Raw genomic sequence first — 15,328 nt, 5'->3', positions numbered from 1 at the left:
CAAGGAGAATTCATGAAAGACCTAAACCGTCTGCGGCACAGCTGGTTGTTGTGCCTGCCTTTGCTCCTGAATACCCAAGCCGCCATCGCCCAGGACCAGTTCGTGGACCTGCAATCCAACGGTGGCTACACGTCCTATCGCCTGCCGGACGACACCACACAGGTGGACCTGAGCGCACAGACACAGGGGGCTTGCCGTTTCAATCGCACCTGGGGCTATGACCTGACGAACCGGGAACTGTGGACCAACGGGGGGTGTGGCGGCCGCTTCCAGATTACCCGCAGCTACGCCTCTGGCAACAGCAGTGGGTCCAACGCTGGCGCAGCTGTGGCCGCGGTGGCCGCCATCGCGGGCCTTGCGCTGCTGGCCAACCACAACCGGCACGAAAACGACCGGCGACCCGAGTACCCGGACTATCCCGGCCAAGGTGGCGACTGGGGGCGAGAAGTCCGCGTGGACGGCCGCCTGTGCCTGGACGTGCGGGGTGGCAAGTTCCAGCCAGGCACCACATTGCAGGTGTATGAATGCAACGGCACCGCGTCCCAGCGGTTTGCTGTGGGGCGCGGGGGTGAGATCCGGGTACGCGACCTGTGCGTGGACGTGGACCGTGGCGACCCGCGCGATGGCGCACGGGTGGTGCTGTGGTCGTGCTCGGGCTCGCGCAGCCAAAGCTGGGCCACCCGGGGCGGCCAGATCGTGAGCCAGCTCACCGGCAAATGCCTGGACGTGGAGGATGGCCGGGTCCGCCAGGGCGCACACACCATGGTCTGGCCCTGCAACCGCAGTCCCAGCCAACGCTGGTGGTGGTAAGGAGGACCCAATGATGATCACAACCCAAACCCCACACGCTCTGCGCACCATGCGCTTGCTGTGCAGTGCAGCAGCGGCAGGCACCTTCGCTCTGGCATGTGCATCCGCCGCGCAGGCAGCGGATGCCCCGGTGTCTTCCCCCACATCCCCACCCAAGGTGACCACCACGGCCCAGAAGCCAGCAGCACCATCGCGCGCCAACCGGCTCCAGGCGATCTGCTCGTCTGCTGACCTGAACCACGACGGCAAGGTGTCTCTGGAGGAGTTTCACCGGGACATCGTGCAAGGCTGGCACAACCTCTCGCCCGATGCGACAGGCCATGTCCAGCTCTCCGACCTGGCCCAGGTGCCGCGCATGGGCAAAGGCCGCCTGAAGCGACTTGCAGCCGTTGACACGGACAGCGACGGCAAGCTGTCGTTCAAGGAAGTCGTTGAAAGCCGCATGGCCTATTTCGACGCGGCGGATACCGATCAGGACGACCAGCTCTCCCTTTCGGAATGTGTGGCTTACGAGCGCCAGCGGCGCGGCAGCAAGCCATAGATCTCAGGAACTCCTTGTCGCTCCTGGCCCCATGTGCCTGGAGGGCGTACGCCACAGCCACATGAACAACCACGGGGCCTCGGATGGTCGCAGAGGCCTCGTGGTTGCTCCACCCCATGTTCAGCACTTATTCCATGTCCCAGGCTTTCCGCAATACCCTGCTTTCTCTGCGCGATCTGATCGTGTCGGCCGGTCCTCTCGCGTTTCTGGCGGTGGGACTGCTGGTCCTGGCGTACTGGTGGCTCAACCCCAACCCACCCAAAACCGTAACGCTGGCCACAGGCCCGGCGCAAAGCGCTTACGAGGAGTTTGGCAAGCGCTACCAGAAGGCGTTGGCGGTGGACGGCATCGAAGTCCGGTTGCTGCCCAGCGATGGCTCTTCGCACAACCTGCAGCTGTTGCGTGAGGGCAAGGCCGATGTGGCGTTTGTGCAGGGTGGCACGGCCGAACTGCAACCCGATGATGCCGACGAGCTGGTGTCTCTGGGCAGCCTCTTTGTGGAGCCCGTGTGGCTGTTCTACCGTGCGGAGACTGCAGAACGTGTGTACAACACGCCGCGCATCGACAGCCTGCGGCAGTTGCGTGGCTGGCGGGTCAATGTAGGCTCGGACGGTAGTGGCGTGCCCAAGTTGATGGAGCGTCTGCTCGACGCCAACAAGGTGGCGCCTGGTGCGGTGCAAATGTCCCGGCTGGAGCAGACGCCAGCCACCGTGGAATTTCTGGCGGGCAGACTTGATGCGCTGGTGTTCGCCTCGGCCCCCGAATCCCTGATGGTGCAGATGCTGCTGCAGACACCCGGCGTGCAGTTGCTGGACTTTGCCCAGCACGAGGCCTATGCGCGGCGGTTTCCGTTCCTGACTCCGGTCACATTGCCGCGCGGCGTGGTGGACCTGGCGGCCAACGTGCCCACGCGGGATGTGCGCCTGGTGGCATCCACCACCTCGCTGCTGGCGCGCGATGCCACGCACCCTGCCCTGCTCACCCTGTTTGCGCAGAACGCGCAGAAACTGCACGGTGGATCGGGCTGGTTCAACCGGGCCCGCGAGTTCCCCAACTCACGCAATAGCGAACTTCCGATTGCCAAGGAAGGCGACAGGGCCATGAACGAGCCGGTGCCGATGCTGCAACGCTACCTGCCGTTCTGGATGGCAAACCTGATTGAGCGCATGTGGCTGGTACTGGGCATTTTGCTGGCGATCATGCTCCCGCTGTCGCGCGTCGTGCCGCCGCTGTACCAGTTCAGGGTGCGATCACGCGTTTTCCGCTGGTATGGCCGGCTTCGTGAGATTGAAAACGACATGGAGGCTGGCAACATTGACGCCGCCGAGCTGCTCAAGGCCCTCAATACGCTGGAGGCACAGGCTGAAAAAGTGAGCGTACCGTTGTCCTACGCAGACGAGTTGTACGCGCTGCGCAATCACATTCACCTGGTGCGCAAAAAGTTGCTCCGCACTTGAGTGCACCGCTGAGTTGAACGCCTCTTTTCTGCAGGCAGCAAGCGAAGTAAACGGCCGAATGTGTTTTGGAGCGCCCGGAAGGCGCCCGCAACTTAGAGCGGCTAACAAAACTCCCCTGGCATCGTCGTTGCGTCTTGTCGTACCGTTTGTACTGCCTGCGACGTAACGCCTAGCCAGGGCCGTTGCGCTGGGTTTTGTGAGCCGCTCTTAGCGTGTCTTGGAAGACTTGGAGCCCAACGGGGCAACTTTGGAGGAAGGGGCGCTGCTGGTCACCTTCCGGGACGACCCCGCTGAGACAGCGTCCAGAACACGGACCGTGGAGGACACTGCCGGAACCACCCGCAAGGAGCCGTCCGCAGCCAGCTTGTCGCGCATCCGCCGGGTCATGGATTGCGTGCTCGCATCGGGTGCTGTGAAAAGGAACAGAGTGCCGTGTGGGCTGGCCCAGGTAAGTTGCGTGCGGACGACCCGGCCGTTGGTGACCAGCTCGACCCACGCGCCAATTACAAAGTCAGCGTAGGGATCGGGCGCATCCACGGGCGCCTGAACACTGTCCTCGGGGGCCACAGCGGAGGCTTGCGCTTCAGCAGGGGCTGCTTCTTGGGCCACCGGCTCGGGTTCTGGCTGAGGCGTCGCCACAGGTGCGGGCGCTGGCTTTTCAAAGGCAGACTGATGCAGCCCCACCAAACGCTGCAAGAAGGCGCTGGTCTGCACAGCGGGATAATTGATGGTCTTGAGCCCCTTGCGCAGCTTGGCCAGCAGGCCGGGAATGGCCTCGTTCAGGCGTTCAGGTTCCTGGCGGGTCAGGTCGGGTTGGGCGCTCCATAGCAGCACAGGCACCAGCGCCAGGTAGCCACCGGGGTCCTCATCCTGCCCATCTCCGCCCTTGAGCACCTGCGCCAAGGCGATCACATCCGCCCATGGGCCGGCGGCAAAATCGAGCACATCGGCAGGCACGTTCTCCAGATCAGGCAGCCTGCGGATGTCGGCCGCAGTCTTTTCGGCCAGCATTTCCCGCTGCTCCGCTTGGAGCAAGGCTTTTTGCTGCGCTTCCTGATGGGCCTTGATCTTCTGCTCCTGAGTCTCCCAGGCAGACTGCAGGGCCTTGAGCACGGTATCAAAAGGCCCTGCATCTTTGATTTCGTTGGCAGTCAGGTGCTCCACCGCCCCTTGTACCAAGCGCATGAAACTGCTGAACCCCGGCGTTGCTTCTGCGGTGAACGCCAGGCTGCGTTGCGTCAGCTCATCCAGCAAACGGCGCGCGGGATGGGTGCCATCGGTGAAAAAACGCCCATCGTGTGTCACCAGTTGTTTGAGTGCGGGCTCCAAACTCTTCACAGCCTTCTGCACGGGCGGCAGAAGGCGAGCATCCTGGGAAATGTTCTCCATCATGCGGCCAACCACCTCAATGGCCATGGCCGGGGATTGGGTGGCCGCCTCCATCGGCATGGCCGCATAGACCACAGGAGCCACACCCGGTCCCCGCCACCCCGTCAAAGGCGCCGACAGCGAAGCTGCCTGGCTGCCGCTGGCGAGCCTTCCCACCAAGCGTTCGAGCTGGGCCATGTCCTCGATGGCCTCGGCCGCTGCACCAACAGGGTAGTAACCACCGCCTTGTGGCATGGGTTGGGCACCCGCCACAACCCCGCCGACAGGAGGCACACCCCACGCAGGCTGCAAAGCCACCGGCTGCGAAGGCATGGCGCCATATGCGCGTGGATCAAAAGGATCTCCGCCAGCCAACATCTGGCGCAGGATGCCCACCGTCAACAATGCTTCTTCTGCGGCAGGCGCCATCGGCGATTGCAGGGAATCGCCACTCCAGCCAGTGGAAGGCCCCATGCCACGGCCATAGCCGGTGTTGCCATAGTCCCCCATGGGCGCGCCCATCGAATTGCCATAGCCGGAGTAACCCCCACCATAGCCGGTACCCATGCCGGTGTTGGTGCCGGGGCCGCCGTGACCACCGCCACGACCCGCGTTGCCGCCGGGCGTGCCGAGCACCGCGTAGCCCACGGGCTGAACACCATGTTCGCGCAGGCTGGCAGCCGTTTTTTTGTATTCATCCACCAGCAGCTTACCCAACAGGTCGCGCATGTGCTGCATCCACAGCTGGCGCACTTCGGGCGATACGCCAGTGTCTCCCACCACTTGCTGGAGAGCGCGGATATAACTTTCGGGGCGCAGCGGGTTGCGCTCGGGTTGCACACTGCGCAAGCCCTGTGCAGAACTGACGAGGGTGTTGAGTTCGGCCAGTACCGCATCAGTGGCATGCAGCGCCGATTGCTGCGCCTTGGACAGCTCCACCTGCGCCTGCATCTCGTTCTCATCCATGAGCGAGAGTTCACCGAAGTCCATGCCGGTGTCCTCGGCAGAACTGCGGCCTTTGGCAGCGGGACCTTCGGCAAAAATCTCCAGCAGGGCCATGGGATAACCCTTGACCAGCGCAGCTTCATGCTGGTTCAGCAAGCGCAGGCTGTCACTGACCAGATTGCGCTGCTGGATATTGCGGACGACAGACTCCTCACCCGTCAGGGCCCCTTGCGTGACCTTGACCAATTCCTGCATCAACGCCTCGCCGCCGCGCACGGCGTTGACGACACAGGCGCGGAAAACAGTTCTCGAACGAGAAGCAGTCTGGGACATGGTGGGGAGGAATCGATCGGACAACAGGTTTCCAGATGCAATGCTACTTGACCTGACGCCTTATTTGAGGGCTTTGAACCTCATTCGTTTGGGTTTTGCCCCTTCTTCACCCAGGCGCTTCTTCTTGTCGGCCTCGTACTCCTGGTAATTGCCGTCAAAGAACGTCCACTGGCTGTCACCTTCGGCGGCCAGGATGTGGGTGGCGATCCGGTCCAGGAACCAGCGATCGTGGCTGATTACCAACATCGTGCCGGCAAACTCCAGCAGTGCATCTTCCAGAGCCCGCAAGGTTTCCACGTCCAGATCGTTGGACGGCTCGTCCAGCATCAGCACGTTGCCGCCCGCAATCAGGGTCTTGGCCAGGTGCAAACGACCGCGTTCCCCCCCGGAGAGCATGCCAACCTTCTTTTGCTGGTCGCCGCCATTGAAGTTGAACCGGCCACAGTAGGCGCGGCTGGCCATCTGGAATTTGCCCACGTTCAGGATGTCGAGCCCGCCCGATACGTCTTCCCAGACGGTCTTGTCATTCGACAAGTCATCGCGGTGCTGGTCCACAAAGGCCATCTTGACGGTGGAGCCGATAACGACCTCCCCCGCGTCCGGCTTTTCCTTGCCCGCAATCAGCTTGAACAGCGTGGACTTACCGGCGCCGTTGGGCCCGATGATGCCGACGATGGCGCCTGCAGGAATGTTGAAGCTCAGGTTGTCGATCAGCACGCGGTCGCCAAACGACTTGGTGACGTTCTTGAACTCGATCACCTGGCTGCCCAGACGGTCCGCCACGGGGATGAAGATTTCGTTCGTTTCGTTGCGCTTCTGGTATTCGTAATCGCTCAGTTCCTCAAAGCGGGCCAGACGGGCCTTGCTCTTGGCCTGGCGGGCCTTGGGGTTCTGGCGCGACCATTCCAGCTCCTTCTTCAGGGCCTTGGCGCGGGCTTCCTCACCCTTTTGTTCGGCTTCCAGACGGGCGCCTTTCTGGGTCAGCCAGTCGGAGTAATTGCCCTTGTAGGGGATGCCGGACCCACGGTCCAGTTCCAGAATCCATTCGGCGGCGTTGTCCAGGAAGTAGCGATCGTGGGTGATGGCCACCACGGTGCCGGAGTAGCGCTGCAGGAACTGCTCCAGCCAGTCCACCGATTCGGCGTCCAAGTGGTTGGTAGGCTCGTCGAGCAGCAGCATGTCGGGCTTGGACAGCAGCAGGCGGCACAGCGCCACGCGGCGTTTTTCACCACCGGAGAGCACGCCGATGTTGGCGTCCCACGGTGGCAGGCGCAGCGCGTCGGCGGCGATTTCCAATTGGTGCTCGGAGTCGGTACCCGCCGTTGCAATAATGGCTTCCAGCTCGGCCTGTTCGGCGGCCAGCGCGTCAAAGTCGGCATCTTCAGCGCCATAGGCGGTGTATACCTCTTCCAGACGGGCCTTGGCGGCAAAAACCTTGCCCATGCCGGCTTCCACGCTCTCCCGCACGGTTTGTGTCGGGTCCAGCTGGGGTTCCTGGGGCAGATAGCCGATGTTCAGACCGGCCATGGGGATGGCCTCGCCTTCAATTTCCTTGTCAAGGCCCGCCATGATCTTCAGGAGGGTGGACTTACCCGAACCGTTAGTCCCCAATACGCCAATCTTGGCGCCCGGGAAGAAGCTCAGGGAGATGTCTTTCAAGATCTGCCGCTTGGGCGGCACGATCTTGCCGACGCGATTCATGGAAAAAACGTATTGGGCCATTGAGTGTCAAACCTGCAAAAATGAGCAGAAATTCTGCGTGCAAACCGAGATTATCGGGCCATGCGACAATACCCACCGTAGCGGGCTCCAGTTGCCCGCCACATCAGCACACTGCTGGGGACGAAGGAAGCATCAACTTCCAGGCTCCCACTCTTGAACCTCATCGGCTTGAGACTGGCTCGACAACCTCCCGGTTGCACGACAGGCCGATACCCAGCGCCCCGGACGGGCGCATCCAAAGACATGACATTTGACGAACTGAACCTGGCTCCTGCCATCCTGAAGGCCGTGCACGAAACGGGCTACGAAACCCCCACGCCCATTCAGGCCCAGGCCATTCCCGCCGTGCTCGCAGGCCACGACCTGCTGGCTGGCGCGCAGACTGGCACCGGCAAGACCGCCGCGTTTACCCTGCCCATGCTGCACCGCCTTTCGCAAAGCGCTGCCCCCAAGAACAAGTTCGGTGGCAAGGGCATCCGTGCCCTGGTGCTGACGCCCACCCGCGAACTCGCCGCCCAGGTGGAAGAATCCGTGCGCGAATACGGCAAATACCTGGATATCAACTCCACCGTCGTCTTCGGCGGTGTGGGCATGAACCCGCAGATCGACCGCGTCAAGCGCGGGGTGGACATTCTGGTGGCCACGCCCGGCCGCCTGCTGGACCTGCAGCAGCAGGGCTTCCTGGACCTGTCGACCGTGCAGGTGCTGGTGCTCGACGAGGCCGACCGCATGCTGGACATGGGTTTCATCCACGACGTGAAGAAGGTGCTGGCCCTGGTGCCCAAGGACAAGCAAAGCCTGCTGTTCTCGGCCACCTTCAGCGATGAAATCCGCGACCTGGCCAACACCCTGCTCAAGAACCCTCAGAGCATCCAGGTCACCCCCAGCAACACCACCGTGCAGCGCATCTCGCAGGTGATTCACCCCGTGGGCCGTGGCAAGAAGAAGCAGGTGCTGCTGCATATCATCCAGCAGCACAACTGGAGCCAGGTGCTGGTGTTCACCCGCACCAAGTTTGGTGCCAACAATGTGGCCGAGTTCCTGACCAAGAACGGCGTGCAGGCCATGGCCCTACACGGCAACAAGAGTCAGAGTGCGCGCACCCAGGCACTGGCAGGCTTCAAAAGCGGCGAAATCCGCGCTCTGGTGGCCACCGACATTGCAGCGCGCGGCATTGACATCGACGACCTGCCGCACGTCGTCAACTACGAAATCCCGAACGTCTCTGAAGACTACGTGCACCGGATTGGCCGCACGGGCCGCGCTGGCGCTACCGGCGAAGCCGTGAGCCTGGTCTGCATGGACGAAGAAGGCTTCATGATGGACATCGAGCGCTTCACCAAGCAGCAGATCCCGGTCCAGATCATCGAAGGCTTCGGCCCCGACGCGGGCGAGAAGGCAGAGCCCATCGCCATGGGCCGCCAGACCATCTGGGGCGGTGCAGGCAAGCCCCCGAGCCGTGACGTGATGCAGGCAGCCGCCAAGGCAGCCCGCAGCGAAATGATGGACCGCATCCGCACCAACAAGGCCGGCCAGGGTGCTGGCGGCGGCGGTGGCGGTGACCGCGGCCCCCGCAGTGGCGGCGGCGGTGGTGCCCGTGGTGGCCGCGCCGGTGGTGCCCCTGCTGCAGCGGGCGGTGGCGGCAATGGTCCGCGCGGTGGCCGTGCCGGTGGTGGCGGTGGCGCCCAGGGCGGCGGCGCACGCGCTGGCGGCCAGGCACCTGCACGCGGCCGCTCCGGCGGCAGCGCCGGTGGCGGAGGCGGCGGCTACGAAGGCGGCAATCGCTACGACGACTCGCAACCCCCACGCCCGAATGCCCACCTGGGCACGCACATGGGCCATGCCAACCCAGGCCATCGCAACTCCAGCCATGCAGGCGGCGGCGCTGGCGGCCAGCCAGATCCCATGCGCACCAGCGTGGACAGCTTGGGCGGCGGCGGTCGCCGTGGCGGTGGTGGCTATCGTGGCAACAACGGTGGAGGTGGCGGCTATGGCGGAGGCACGGGTGGTTCTGGTGGCCGGGGCAACGGGTCTCGTGGGCCGGGCGGTTCTCGCGGCTCTTTTGGCCGCTGATCCGTCGGTAGGCAAAAATACAGCCCATACCGGCACAGCGCCGGGCGAAGCGCTGCCACCCGAGGTGCATGCGCTGTATGCCCTTGGTCGGCGCATGCCTGACATCACGCATCCACGGCTGCACCTGCACGCTGTGGATTTTGCGGCCTTGGGCGCCCGGCCCGCGGTCCCGGCCCTGCCGCATGTGGATGATGTCTACATCACGTTGGGGACGACCATCGCAGCGGCCGGCAGCCAGCAGGCTTTTCGCGCGGTGGACCACGACGCGGTGATCGCCACCGCGCGCACAGCGATGGCGGCCGGTGCCACCCGCTGCGGGGTGGTGACCGCCATGGGCGCAGACGCAAATTCCCGCATTTTCTACAACCGTATCAAAGGCGAGGTCGAGCAGGCGCTCAAAAGCCTGGGCTTTGACACGCTCGTGATCGCGCGCCCATCCTTGCTGCTGGGTGAACGCCGGGCTCTGGGCCAGGCCGCGCGCCCCGCCGAGTCCCTGTCCATCAAGGCCTTCAAGTTGCTGGACCCGCTCATCCCCGCCAGCTACCGCGCCCGCCCCGGTGCCGATGTGGCGCGAGCGCTTGTCCATGCCGTGCAAACGCGGCCTTCGGGGCTGCACGTCCTGTCAGGCAACGCGCTGCAGGTCTTCTGACCTCCTCCCCAGTCCACTGCAGTTGCCTGTGCGATGCTGTGGCCTATGCGCCCCAACGACTTCCCCCAGCCCCTGGCCACTTTGATGGTGGCCACCTGCAATGTGCTCAACCTGGCCAATCCTGGCCGCCTGTTCTACGAGAACCAAGACCCCTACAGCCAGACGGAGTTTGATCGCAAGCTCACCTGGCTGGGCGACCGGTTTCGCATGCTCAATGCCGACGTGCTGGCAGTACAGGAGGTGTGGGACGACGCAGCATTCAAGGGCGCCCTCGGCCGCAGCGGCCTGCGCTACGACTTCGTGGCGGTACCCGGGGCGGAGAACGATGCGACGCGCACCGGAGCACAAGGCACGCCCCGGGTAGGCATAGCGACACGGCTCAAGGTGGATGCCTTGCAGTCGTTTGCGGAATTTCCCCCGGGCTTCCAGGTAGAAATACCGGGCCTGGGCCTGCACACGCGCTTTGAACGGCCGCCTCTGGTTGCAACACTGCGCATGAAACACGGACAGAGCCTGAACGTACTGACGGCCCACCTCAAATCCAAGCGGCCCAAGTTCCTGCAGGATGCACAGGGCAACCCCACGGAAGACCGGGACGACCGCAAGGTGATGGCGCTGGCATCGTTGCGCTCGCTGATCATGCGGGGCGCCGAAGCCATGGCGCTGCGCTGCCTGGTCATCGACCTGCTGCACCGCACCAGCGTGCCGCTGGTGGTCTTGGGCGACTTCAACGACACGCCCGACAGCGTCACCACACAGCTCATCTGCGCCACCAATGAGATCGCCTACGACCGCTCGGCACGCGATGTCGCGCTGTTCAATGCCTACGACCTGCAGGGCGATGCGGCGCTGAAGAAGGATGTCGCGTACTCACACATCCACCAAGGCTCGCCCAGCGTGCTGGACCAGATTCTGGTGAGCGAGGAGTTCGTGCACAACGGCAGGAACAGCATGGGCGACGTGCGGCGCGTGGACTACTTCAACGACCACCTGCACGAAGGACGTGACAGGACCCGATCGGACCACGGTTTTGTGCGCGCACTGCTGCGGCTGAAGATGGCACAGCAGACGGAGCCCTCACCTGCACCGTCCACGTCCGCCGGTACCTCGCTGGCCTCGAATCCAGTCCCATCGGCCCCAAAACTGTGACATCGCACAGGGTTTTGGCGCGTCAACCCCGGGTTTGCAACGGGATGTACGCTGACACGGCATGGCAGTGACGGGCAGGTAACATCGCCGTAACAAAGCCGCCCGGTCAGGCCTCAGAAGGCAGATACCACCATGAACATGTACTCCAACCCTCACCGCACACCACCAGAAGCGTCATCGGCCCTGCCGCCACCGGCTCGCCCACAGCGCATGCCCTGGAAGGTCTCGGCGTTGCTGGCAGCCGTGCTGCTGACGGCGTGCTCCAGCACCCCGCTGCCACCCTGGCCATCAGCGCCAGCCACGCGAACCAGCGCGCCGGCCCCCTTGCCCCGCGTTCAGCCAGGTACGGTGGTGCCAGCGCCCTTGGGCCAGGCCCCACAGGCTCAGGCCCCGCGCCAAGGGGCGATCGCCAGCCCGCTGCCACCACCCGCGCCGCTGGTCGTGCAAAACGAAGGCCCGATGGCGCCCCCCTACGGTGCGGCCGTGGCGGCCCGGTTCCCTGATCCACCCATGGCCTACAGCACGCCCGGCCTGGGGCCGGACCGCAGGGCATTCACCACCAACGCGGAGCTGGGCCAGTGGCTGCATTCACTGGCCGACCCTGCTCCCCGTGGGCCCACGCGCACCAAGCTGCTCAACCTGGGCATGTCGCAGCGCGGTGAACCCATCCTGGGCCTGCTGGTAACCCGCGCTGCGGGCACGGAACCCGCCAACCTGGACACCAGCGGGCGGCCCACCGTGGTGCTCGTCGGCCAGCAGCACGGCGACGAGCCCGCAGGCAGCGAGGCGCTGCTCGTGATCAGCCGTGAACTGGCCCATGGCCTGCTGGAACCCCTGCTGGACCGGATCAACGTGGTGGTAGTGCCGCGCGCCAACCCCGATGGCGCCGCCGTTGGCACCCGCGTCACGGCCAATGGCGTGGACATGAACCGCGACCACCTGCTGCTGAACACCCCCGAGGCCCGCGCTCTGGCCAAGGTGGTGAACGACTACCGCCCCATCCTGGTGGTGGATGCCCATGAATACACGGTGGTGGGCCGCTACCTGCAGAAATTCAACGCCATCCAGCGTTATGACGCCCTGCTGCAGTACACCACCACCGCGAACTACCCCGAGTTTCTGACCAAGGCCTCGCAAGAGTGGTACCACCAGCCCATGGTGGCGGCCCTCAAGGCCCAGGGCCTGACCAGCGACTGGTACTACACCACCTCGACGAACCCGGACGACAAACGCATCTCCATGGGGGGCACCCAACCCGACACCGGCCGCAATGTGAACGGCCTGAAGAATACCGTCAGCCTGCTGATCGAAACACGGGGTGTGGGCATCGGGCGCATGCACATCCAGCGCCGCGTGCATTCTCAGGTCACTGCCATCACCAGTGCGCTGCGCAGCACCGCAGAGCGGGCGGCCAACCTGGAGCAGGTCCGATCCTTCGTCGTGCGCGACGTGAGCGCCCAGGCCTGCCGCGACCAAGTGGTGGTAGAGGCAGCGGCCACTCCCACCCAGCGCGAGCTGGACTTCCTGGACCCCGAAACGGGTGCAGACCGCGCCATCCGGGTGGACTGGAACTCATCCCTCACCTTGCGCCCCACCAAAACCCGCGCCCGCCCCTGCGGCTACTGGCTGTCGGCCAACTCCACCGCCGCCGTTGAGCGCCTGAAAATGCTCGGCCTGCAGGTGATGCGCGTGGCCGAATCCGGATCGGCACTGGCCGATATCTACCGCGAAACCGCGCGTGAGTCCGGCGACCGGCAGGACGTGATCGGCACCATCGCTGGCGGCAAGGGCATTGTTCGCGTGCAGGTATCGCCAGTGCGCAGTGCCATCGACGTGCCTGCGGGCAGCTTCTATGTGCCACTGAACCAGCCCCGCGCCAACCTGGCAGTGGCCGCCCTGGAGCCCGACACGCAGAACAGCTATTTCGCCAACCACCTGATTGAAGAGCTGGGAAATACCGCGCGCATCATGTCACCCCCTGCCCTGGTGTTTGAAGACATCAACTAGCGCTTGAACGCGCCTGCCTGCAACCCACCGACGAACAATGCAAGGTCTTGTGGGTCGAGGCGGCAGAAATGCGGACCAAGGCGCAGGGGGTAGTACGCTGAAGCAGCCCAAAGGAGTCTGCAACCAGCGCCCCGACAGAGAAAATACTATAAAAATAGTAGCTACCAACGCTTATCCATCAAGCGCTAGCAGCCAAAAATGCATTGAATTCAGGCCCCACCGTGCAGCGATGCAGGGCGGGTATGCCGCGCAAGGCGTGCTTCGGTACGCTCCAGCACATGGCGGGCCATGGCCTGAGCCAGCGCCTCGTCGGCCAGGAACACCGTGCTGTCGCACTCCTGCGCAAGCCGCCGCGCTTCATCGCCGCTGTGGCTGCGCACCACGGTTTCGATATGGGGGTTCAATGTGCGCGCGGTGGTGATGATCTGCCGCACATTCAGGGTGTCCGGCGTAGCAATGACCAGCATGGCGGCGCGGGCGATGTGCGCTTGAATGAGCACGGCAGGGTCCACCGCATCACCAAACACTGCTGCAATGCCGGACTCCCGCAATGACTCCACCAGTTCGCGGTTCTGCTCTGCAACCACAAACGGGATGTCGTTGGCCACCAGCACATTGGCAACGCGGCGCCCCACCCGGCCGTATCCCACCAGCACCACCTGCCGCGCAAGATAGCGGGCGTCGGTGCTCATGGGCAGTTCGGCCAGGGGGTCGTCGCGCTGCTCCAGCCGCCGTGCCAATGCCGACCGGGCGCGCAACCAGGCCTGCAGCGGGGCAATGGCATGAAAGAGCATCGGATTGAGCGCCATCGAAATCAGCGCCCCCGCCAGCACCAGGCTGGCCCCCTCGGGCGGCAGCAGCCCCAGCGATGCACCCAGCGCCACCAGGATGAAAGAGAACTCCCCAATCTGCGCCAGGCTCGCCGAGACCGTGAGCGCCGTATTGAGCGGGTAGCGAAATGCCAGCACCAAGGCCGCCGCAGCCAGCGTCTTGCCCAACATGATGATCGCCACCACCGCCAGCACCTGCATTGGCCGGCTCCACAGCACGGAGGGGTCGAACAACATACCCACCGAGACAAAAAACAGCACGGCAAAAGCGTCGCGCAGCGGCAAAGACTCTTGCGCAGCCCGGTGGCTGAATTCCGACTCGCGCATCACCATGCCGGCAAAAAAAGCCCCCAGCGCAAACGACACCCCAAACAGCGCGGCAGACCCAAAGGCAATGCCCACCGCAGCGGCCACCACACAGAGCGTGAACAGCTCCCGCGAACCCGTGCGCGCCACCTGCCAGAGCACCCAAGGGAACAGACGGCGCCCCACCAGCAGCATCAGCGCAACAAACCCTCCAACCTGCAGCAACGTCCATCCCAAGGTCTGCCACAGCGCCGCGCCATCCACGCCCTGGGCGGCGGAACCTTCCCCCCCTTTGCCGCCACCCAGCCAGCCTGCCAGCGGCGGCAGCAACACCAGCACCAACACCATGGCCAGGTCTTCCACCACCAGCCAGCCCACGGCAATCCGCCCGGTGTGACTGTCCAGAATGCCCAGGGTCTCCAGCGCACGCAACAGCACCACCGTGCTAGCCACCGAGAGCGCCAAGCCAAACACCAAAGCCCCACCCAAGCCCCAGCCCCACCAGGTGGCCAAAGCCATGCCCAGCGCCGTGGCCACCATCATCTGCACCACCGCCCCGGGCACCGCAATCTTGCGCACGGCCAGCAGATCACCCCACGAGAAATGCAGGCCGACGCCAAACATCAACAGCATCACGCCGATTTCAGCCAACTGGCTGGCCATTGCCGCATCTGCCACAAAACCAGGTGTGTACGGCCCGATGACCACGCCCGCCAGCAGATACCCGATCAACGCTGGCAACCGCAACCGCGTAGCCACAAAACCCAACGCCAGGGCCAGCCCAAGCGCGGCAGCGATGGTGTGTATGAGCGTGACGCTGTGCGGCATGGTGCGGGCGGGGTGGGGGAATGCGTTAGCGGGTAGGTGACCTCGTTATACCCGCATCCACAGGGCTTTTGCTACTACCAACATCGGAGCCGCCATCTTCGGGCCAGCTCCGTACGCAGGGTATGATTCGCGGTCTGCGCTACAGCGCAGTTGCGAAATGTTTTGCAATACAAGCAAGTAGGCGCTTCTCTGCAAAAAGCTTGTCTACTGCCCGTAGCTCAACTGGATAGAGCAATAGCCTTCTAAGCTATAGGTCGGGGGTTCGAGTCCCTCCGGGCAGGCCACCCCATCCCCTCTGAAAAACACCTTT

The 15,328-nt window shown here is 64.2% G+C and carries 10 protein-coding genes and 1 tRNA gene; 8 read left to right on the top strand and 3 right to left on the bottom strand.

Annotation, left to right across the window (positions count from 1 at the left end; genetic code table 11):
* Nucleotides 1-12: 12 nt before the first annotated feature.
* The 3 genes from ACT89O_RS10560 to ACT89O_RS10550 all read left to right on the top strand — a co-directional run bounded on the left by ACT89O_RS10560 (nt 13) and on the right by ACT89O_RS10550 (nt 2,808).
* Nucleotides 13-810 (top strand): lectin, encoded by a 798-nt coding sequence (locus ACT89O_RS10560; RefSeq protein WP_487262597.1) that lies wholly within the window; start codon nt 13-15, stop codon nt 808-810.
* Between the two features lie 13 nt (nt 811-823).
* On the top strand, nt 824-1,351 hold the full coding sequence (locus tag ACT89O_RS10555) for an EF-hand domain-containing protein (RefSeq protein ID WP_238385691.1): 528 nt from the start codon (nt 824-826) through the stop codon (nt 1,349-1,351).
* A 134-nt stretch (nt 1,352-1,485) separates the two neighbouring features.
* The gene (locus tag ACT89O_RS10550; protein ID WP_487262596.1) at nt 1,486-2,808 is read left to right on the top strand and encodes a TAXI family TRAP transporter solute-binding subunit; all 1,323 of its coding nucleotides are present in this window, start codon (nt 1,486-1,488) and stop codon (nt 2,806-2,808) included.
* A gap of 207 nt (nt 2,809-3,015) precedes the next feature.
* Here the strand turns inward: ACT89O_RS10550 and ACT89O_RS10545 are convergent, their stop codons facing one another.
* Entirely contained in the window at nt 3,016-5,454 is a 2,439-nt protein-coding gene (locus ACT89O_RS10545) for a DUF1631 family protein (protein WP_487262595.1), read from the bottom strand.
* A gap of 60 nt (nt 5,455-5,514) precedes the next feature.
* Nucleotides 5,515-7,176 carry an energy-dependent translational throttle protein EttA gene (ettA, locus tag ACT89O_RS10540; RefSeq protein WP_055400762.1) on the bottom strand — a complete coding sequence of 554 codons (1,662 nt, stop codon included), beginning with the start codon at nt 7,174-7,176 and terminating at the stop codon, nt 5,515-5,517.
* 243 nt (nt 7,177-7,419) lie between these two features.
* Here ettA and ACT89O_RS10535 point away from each other — a divergent pair, with 243 nt between their 5' ends.
* The 4 genes from ACT89O_RS10535 (at nt 7,420) to ACT89O_RS10520 (ending at nt 13,054) form a co-directional block, all read left to right on the top strand.
* A complete protein-coding gene (locus tag ACT89O_RS10535; protein WP_487262594.1) occupies nt 7,420-9,249 on the top strand; it encodes a DEAD/DEAH box helicase in 1,830 nt (609 codons plus the stop codon).
* Entirely contained in the window at nt 9,239-9,898 is a 660-nt protein-coding gene (locus tag ACT89O_RS10530) for a Rossmann-fold NAD(P)-binding domain-containing protein (RefSeq protein WP_487262593.1), read from the top strand. Before ACT89O_RS10535 ends, ACT89O_RS10530 begins: the two co-directional genes overlap by 11 nt.
* A 33-nt stretch (nt 9,899-9,931) precedes the next feature.
* Nucleotides 9,932-11,047 carry an endonuclease/exonuclease/phosphatase family protein gene (locus tag ACT89O_RS10525; RefSeq protein ID WP_487262592.1) on the top strand — a complete coding sequence of 372 codons (1,116 nt, stop codon included), beginning with the start codon at nt 9,932-9,934 and terminating at the stop codon, nt 11,045-11,047.
* A 132-nt stretch (nt 11,048-11,179) separates the two neighbouring features.
* Entirely contained in the window at nt 11,180-13,054 is a 1,875-nt protein-coding gene (locus ACT89O_RS10520; RefSeq protein WP_487262591.1) for a M14 family metallopeptidase, read from the top strand.
* A gap of 209 nt (nt 13,055-13,263) precedes the next feature.
* Here ACT89O_RS10520 and ACT89O_RS10515 read toward each other — a convergent pair whose 3' ends face one another.
* Nucleotides 13,264-15,018 (bottom strand): cation:proton antiporter domain-containing protein, encoded by a 1,755-nt coding sequence (locus tag ACT89O_RS10515; RefSeq protein WP_487256368.1) that lies wholly within the window; start codon nt 15,016-15,018, stop codon nt 13,264-13,266.
* A 207-nt stretch (nt 15,019-15,225) separates the two neighbouring features.
* Between ACT89O_RS10515 and ACT89O_RS10510 the strand changes: the two genes are divergently transcribed.
* A tRNA-Arg gene (locus tag ACT89O_RS10510) sits at nt 15,226-15,302 on the top strand.
* Nucleotides 15,303-15,328 lie beyond the last annotated feature (26 nt).

The sequence above is a fragment of the Acidovorax sp. NN32 genome, assembly GCF_057597245.1.
The sequence above is the reverse complement of the archived record's forward strand: the minus strand, read 5'-3'. Positions and strand labels throughout refer to the sequence as shown.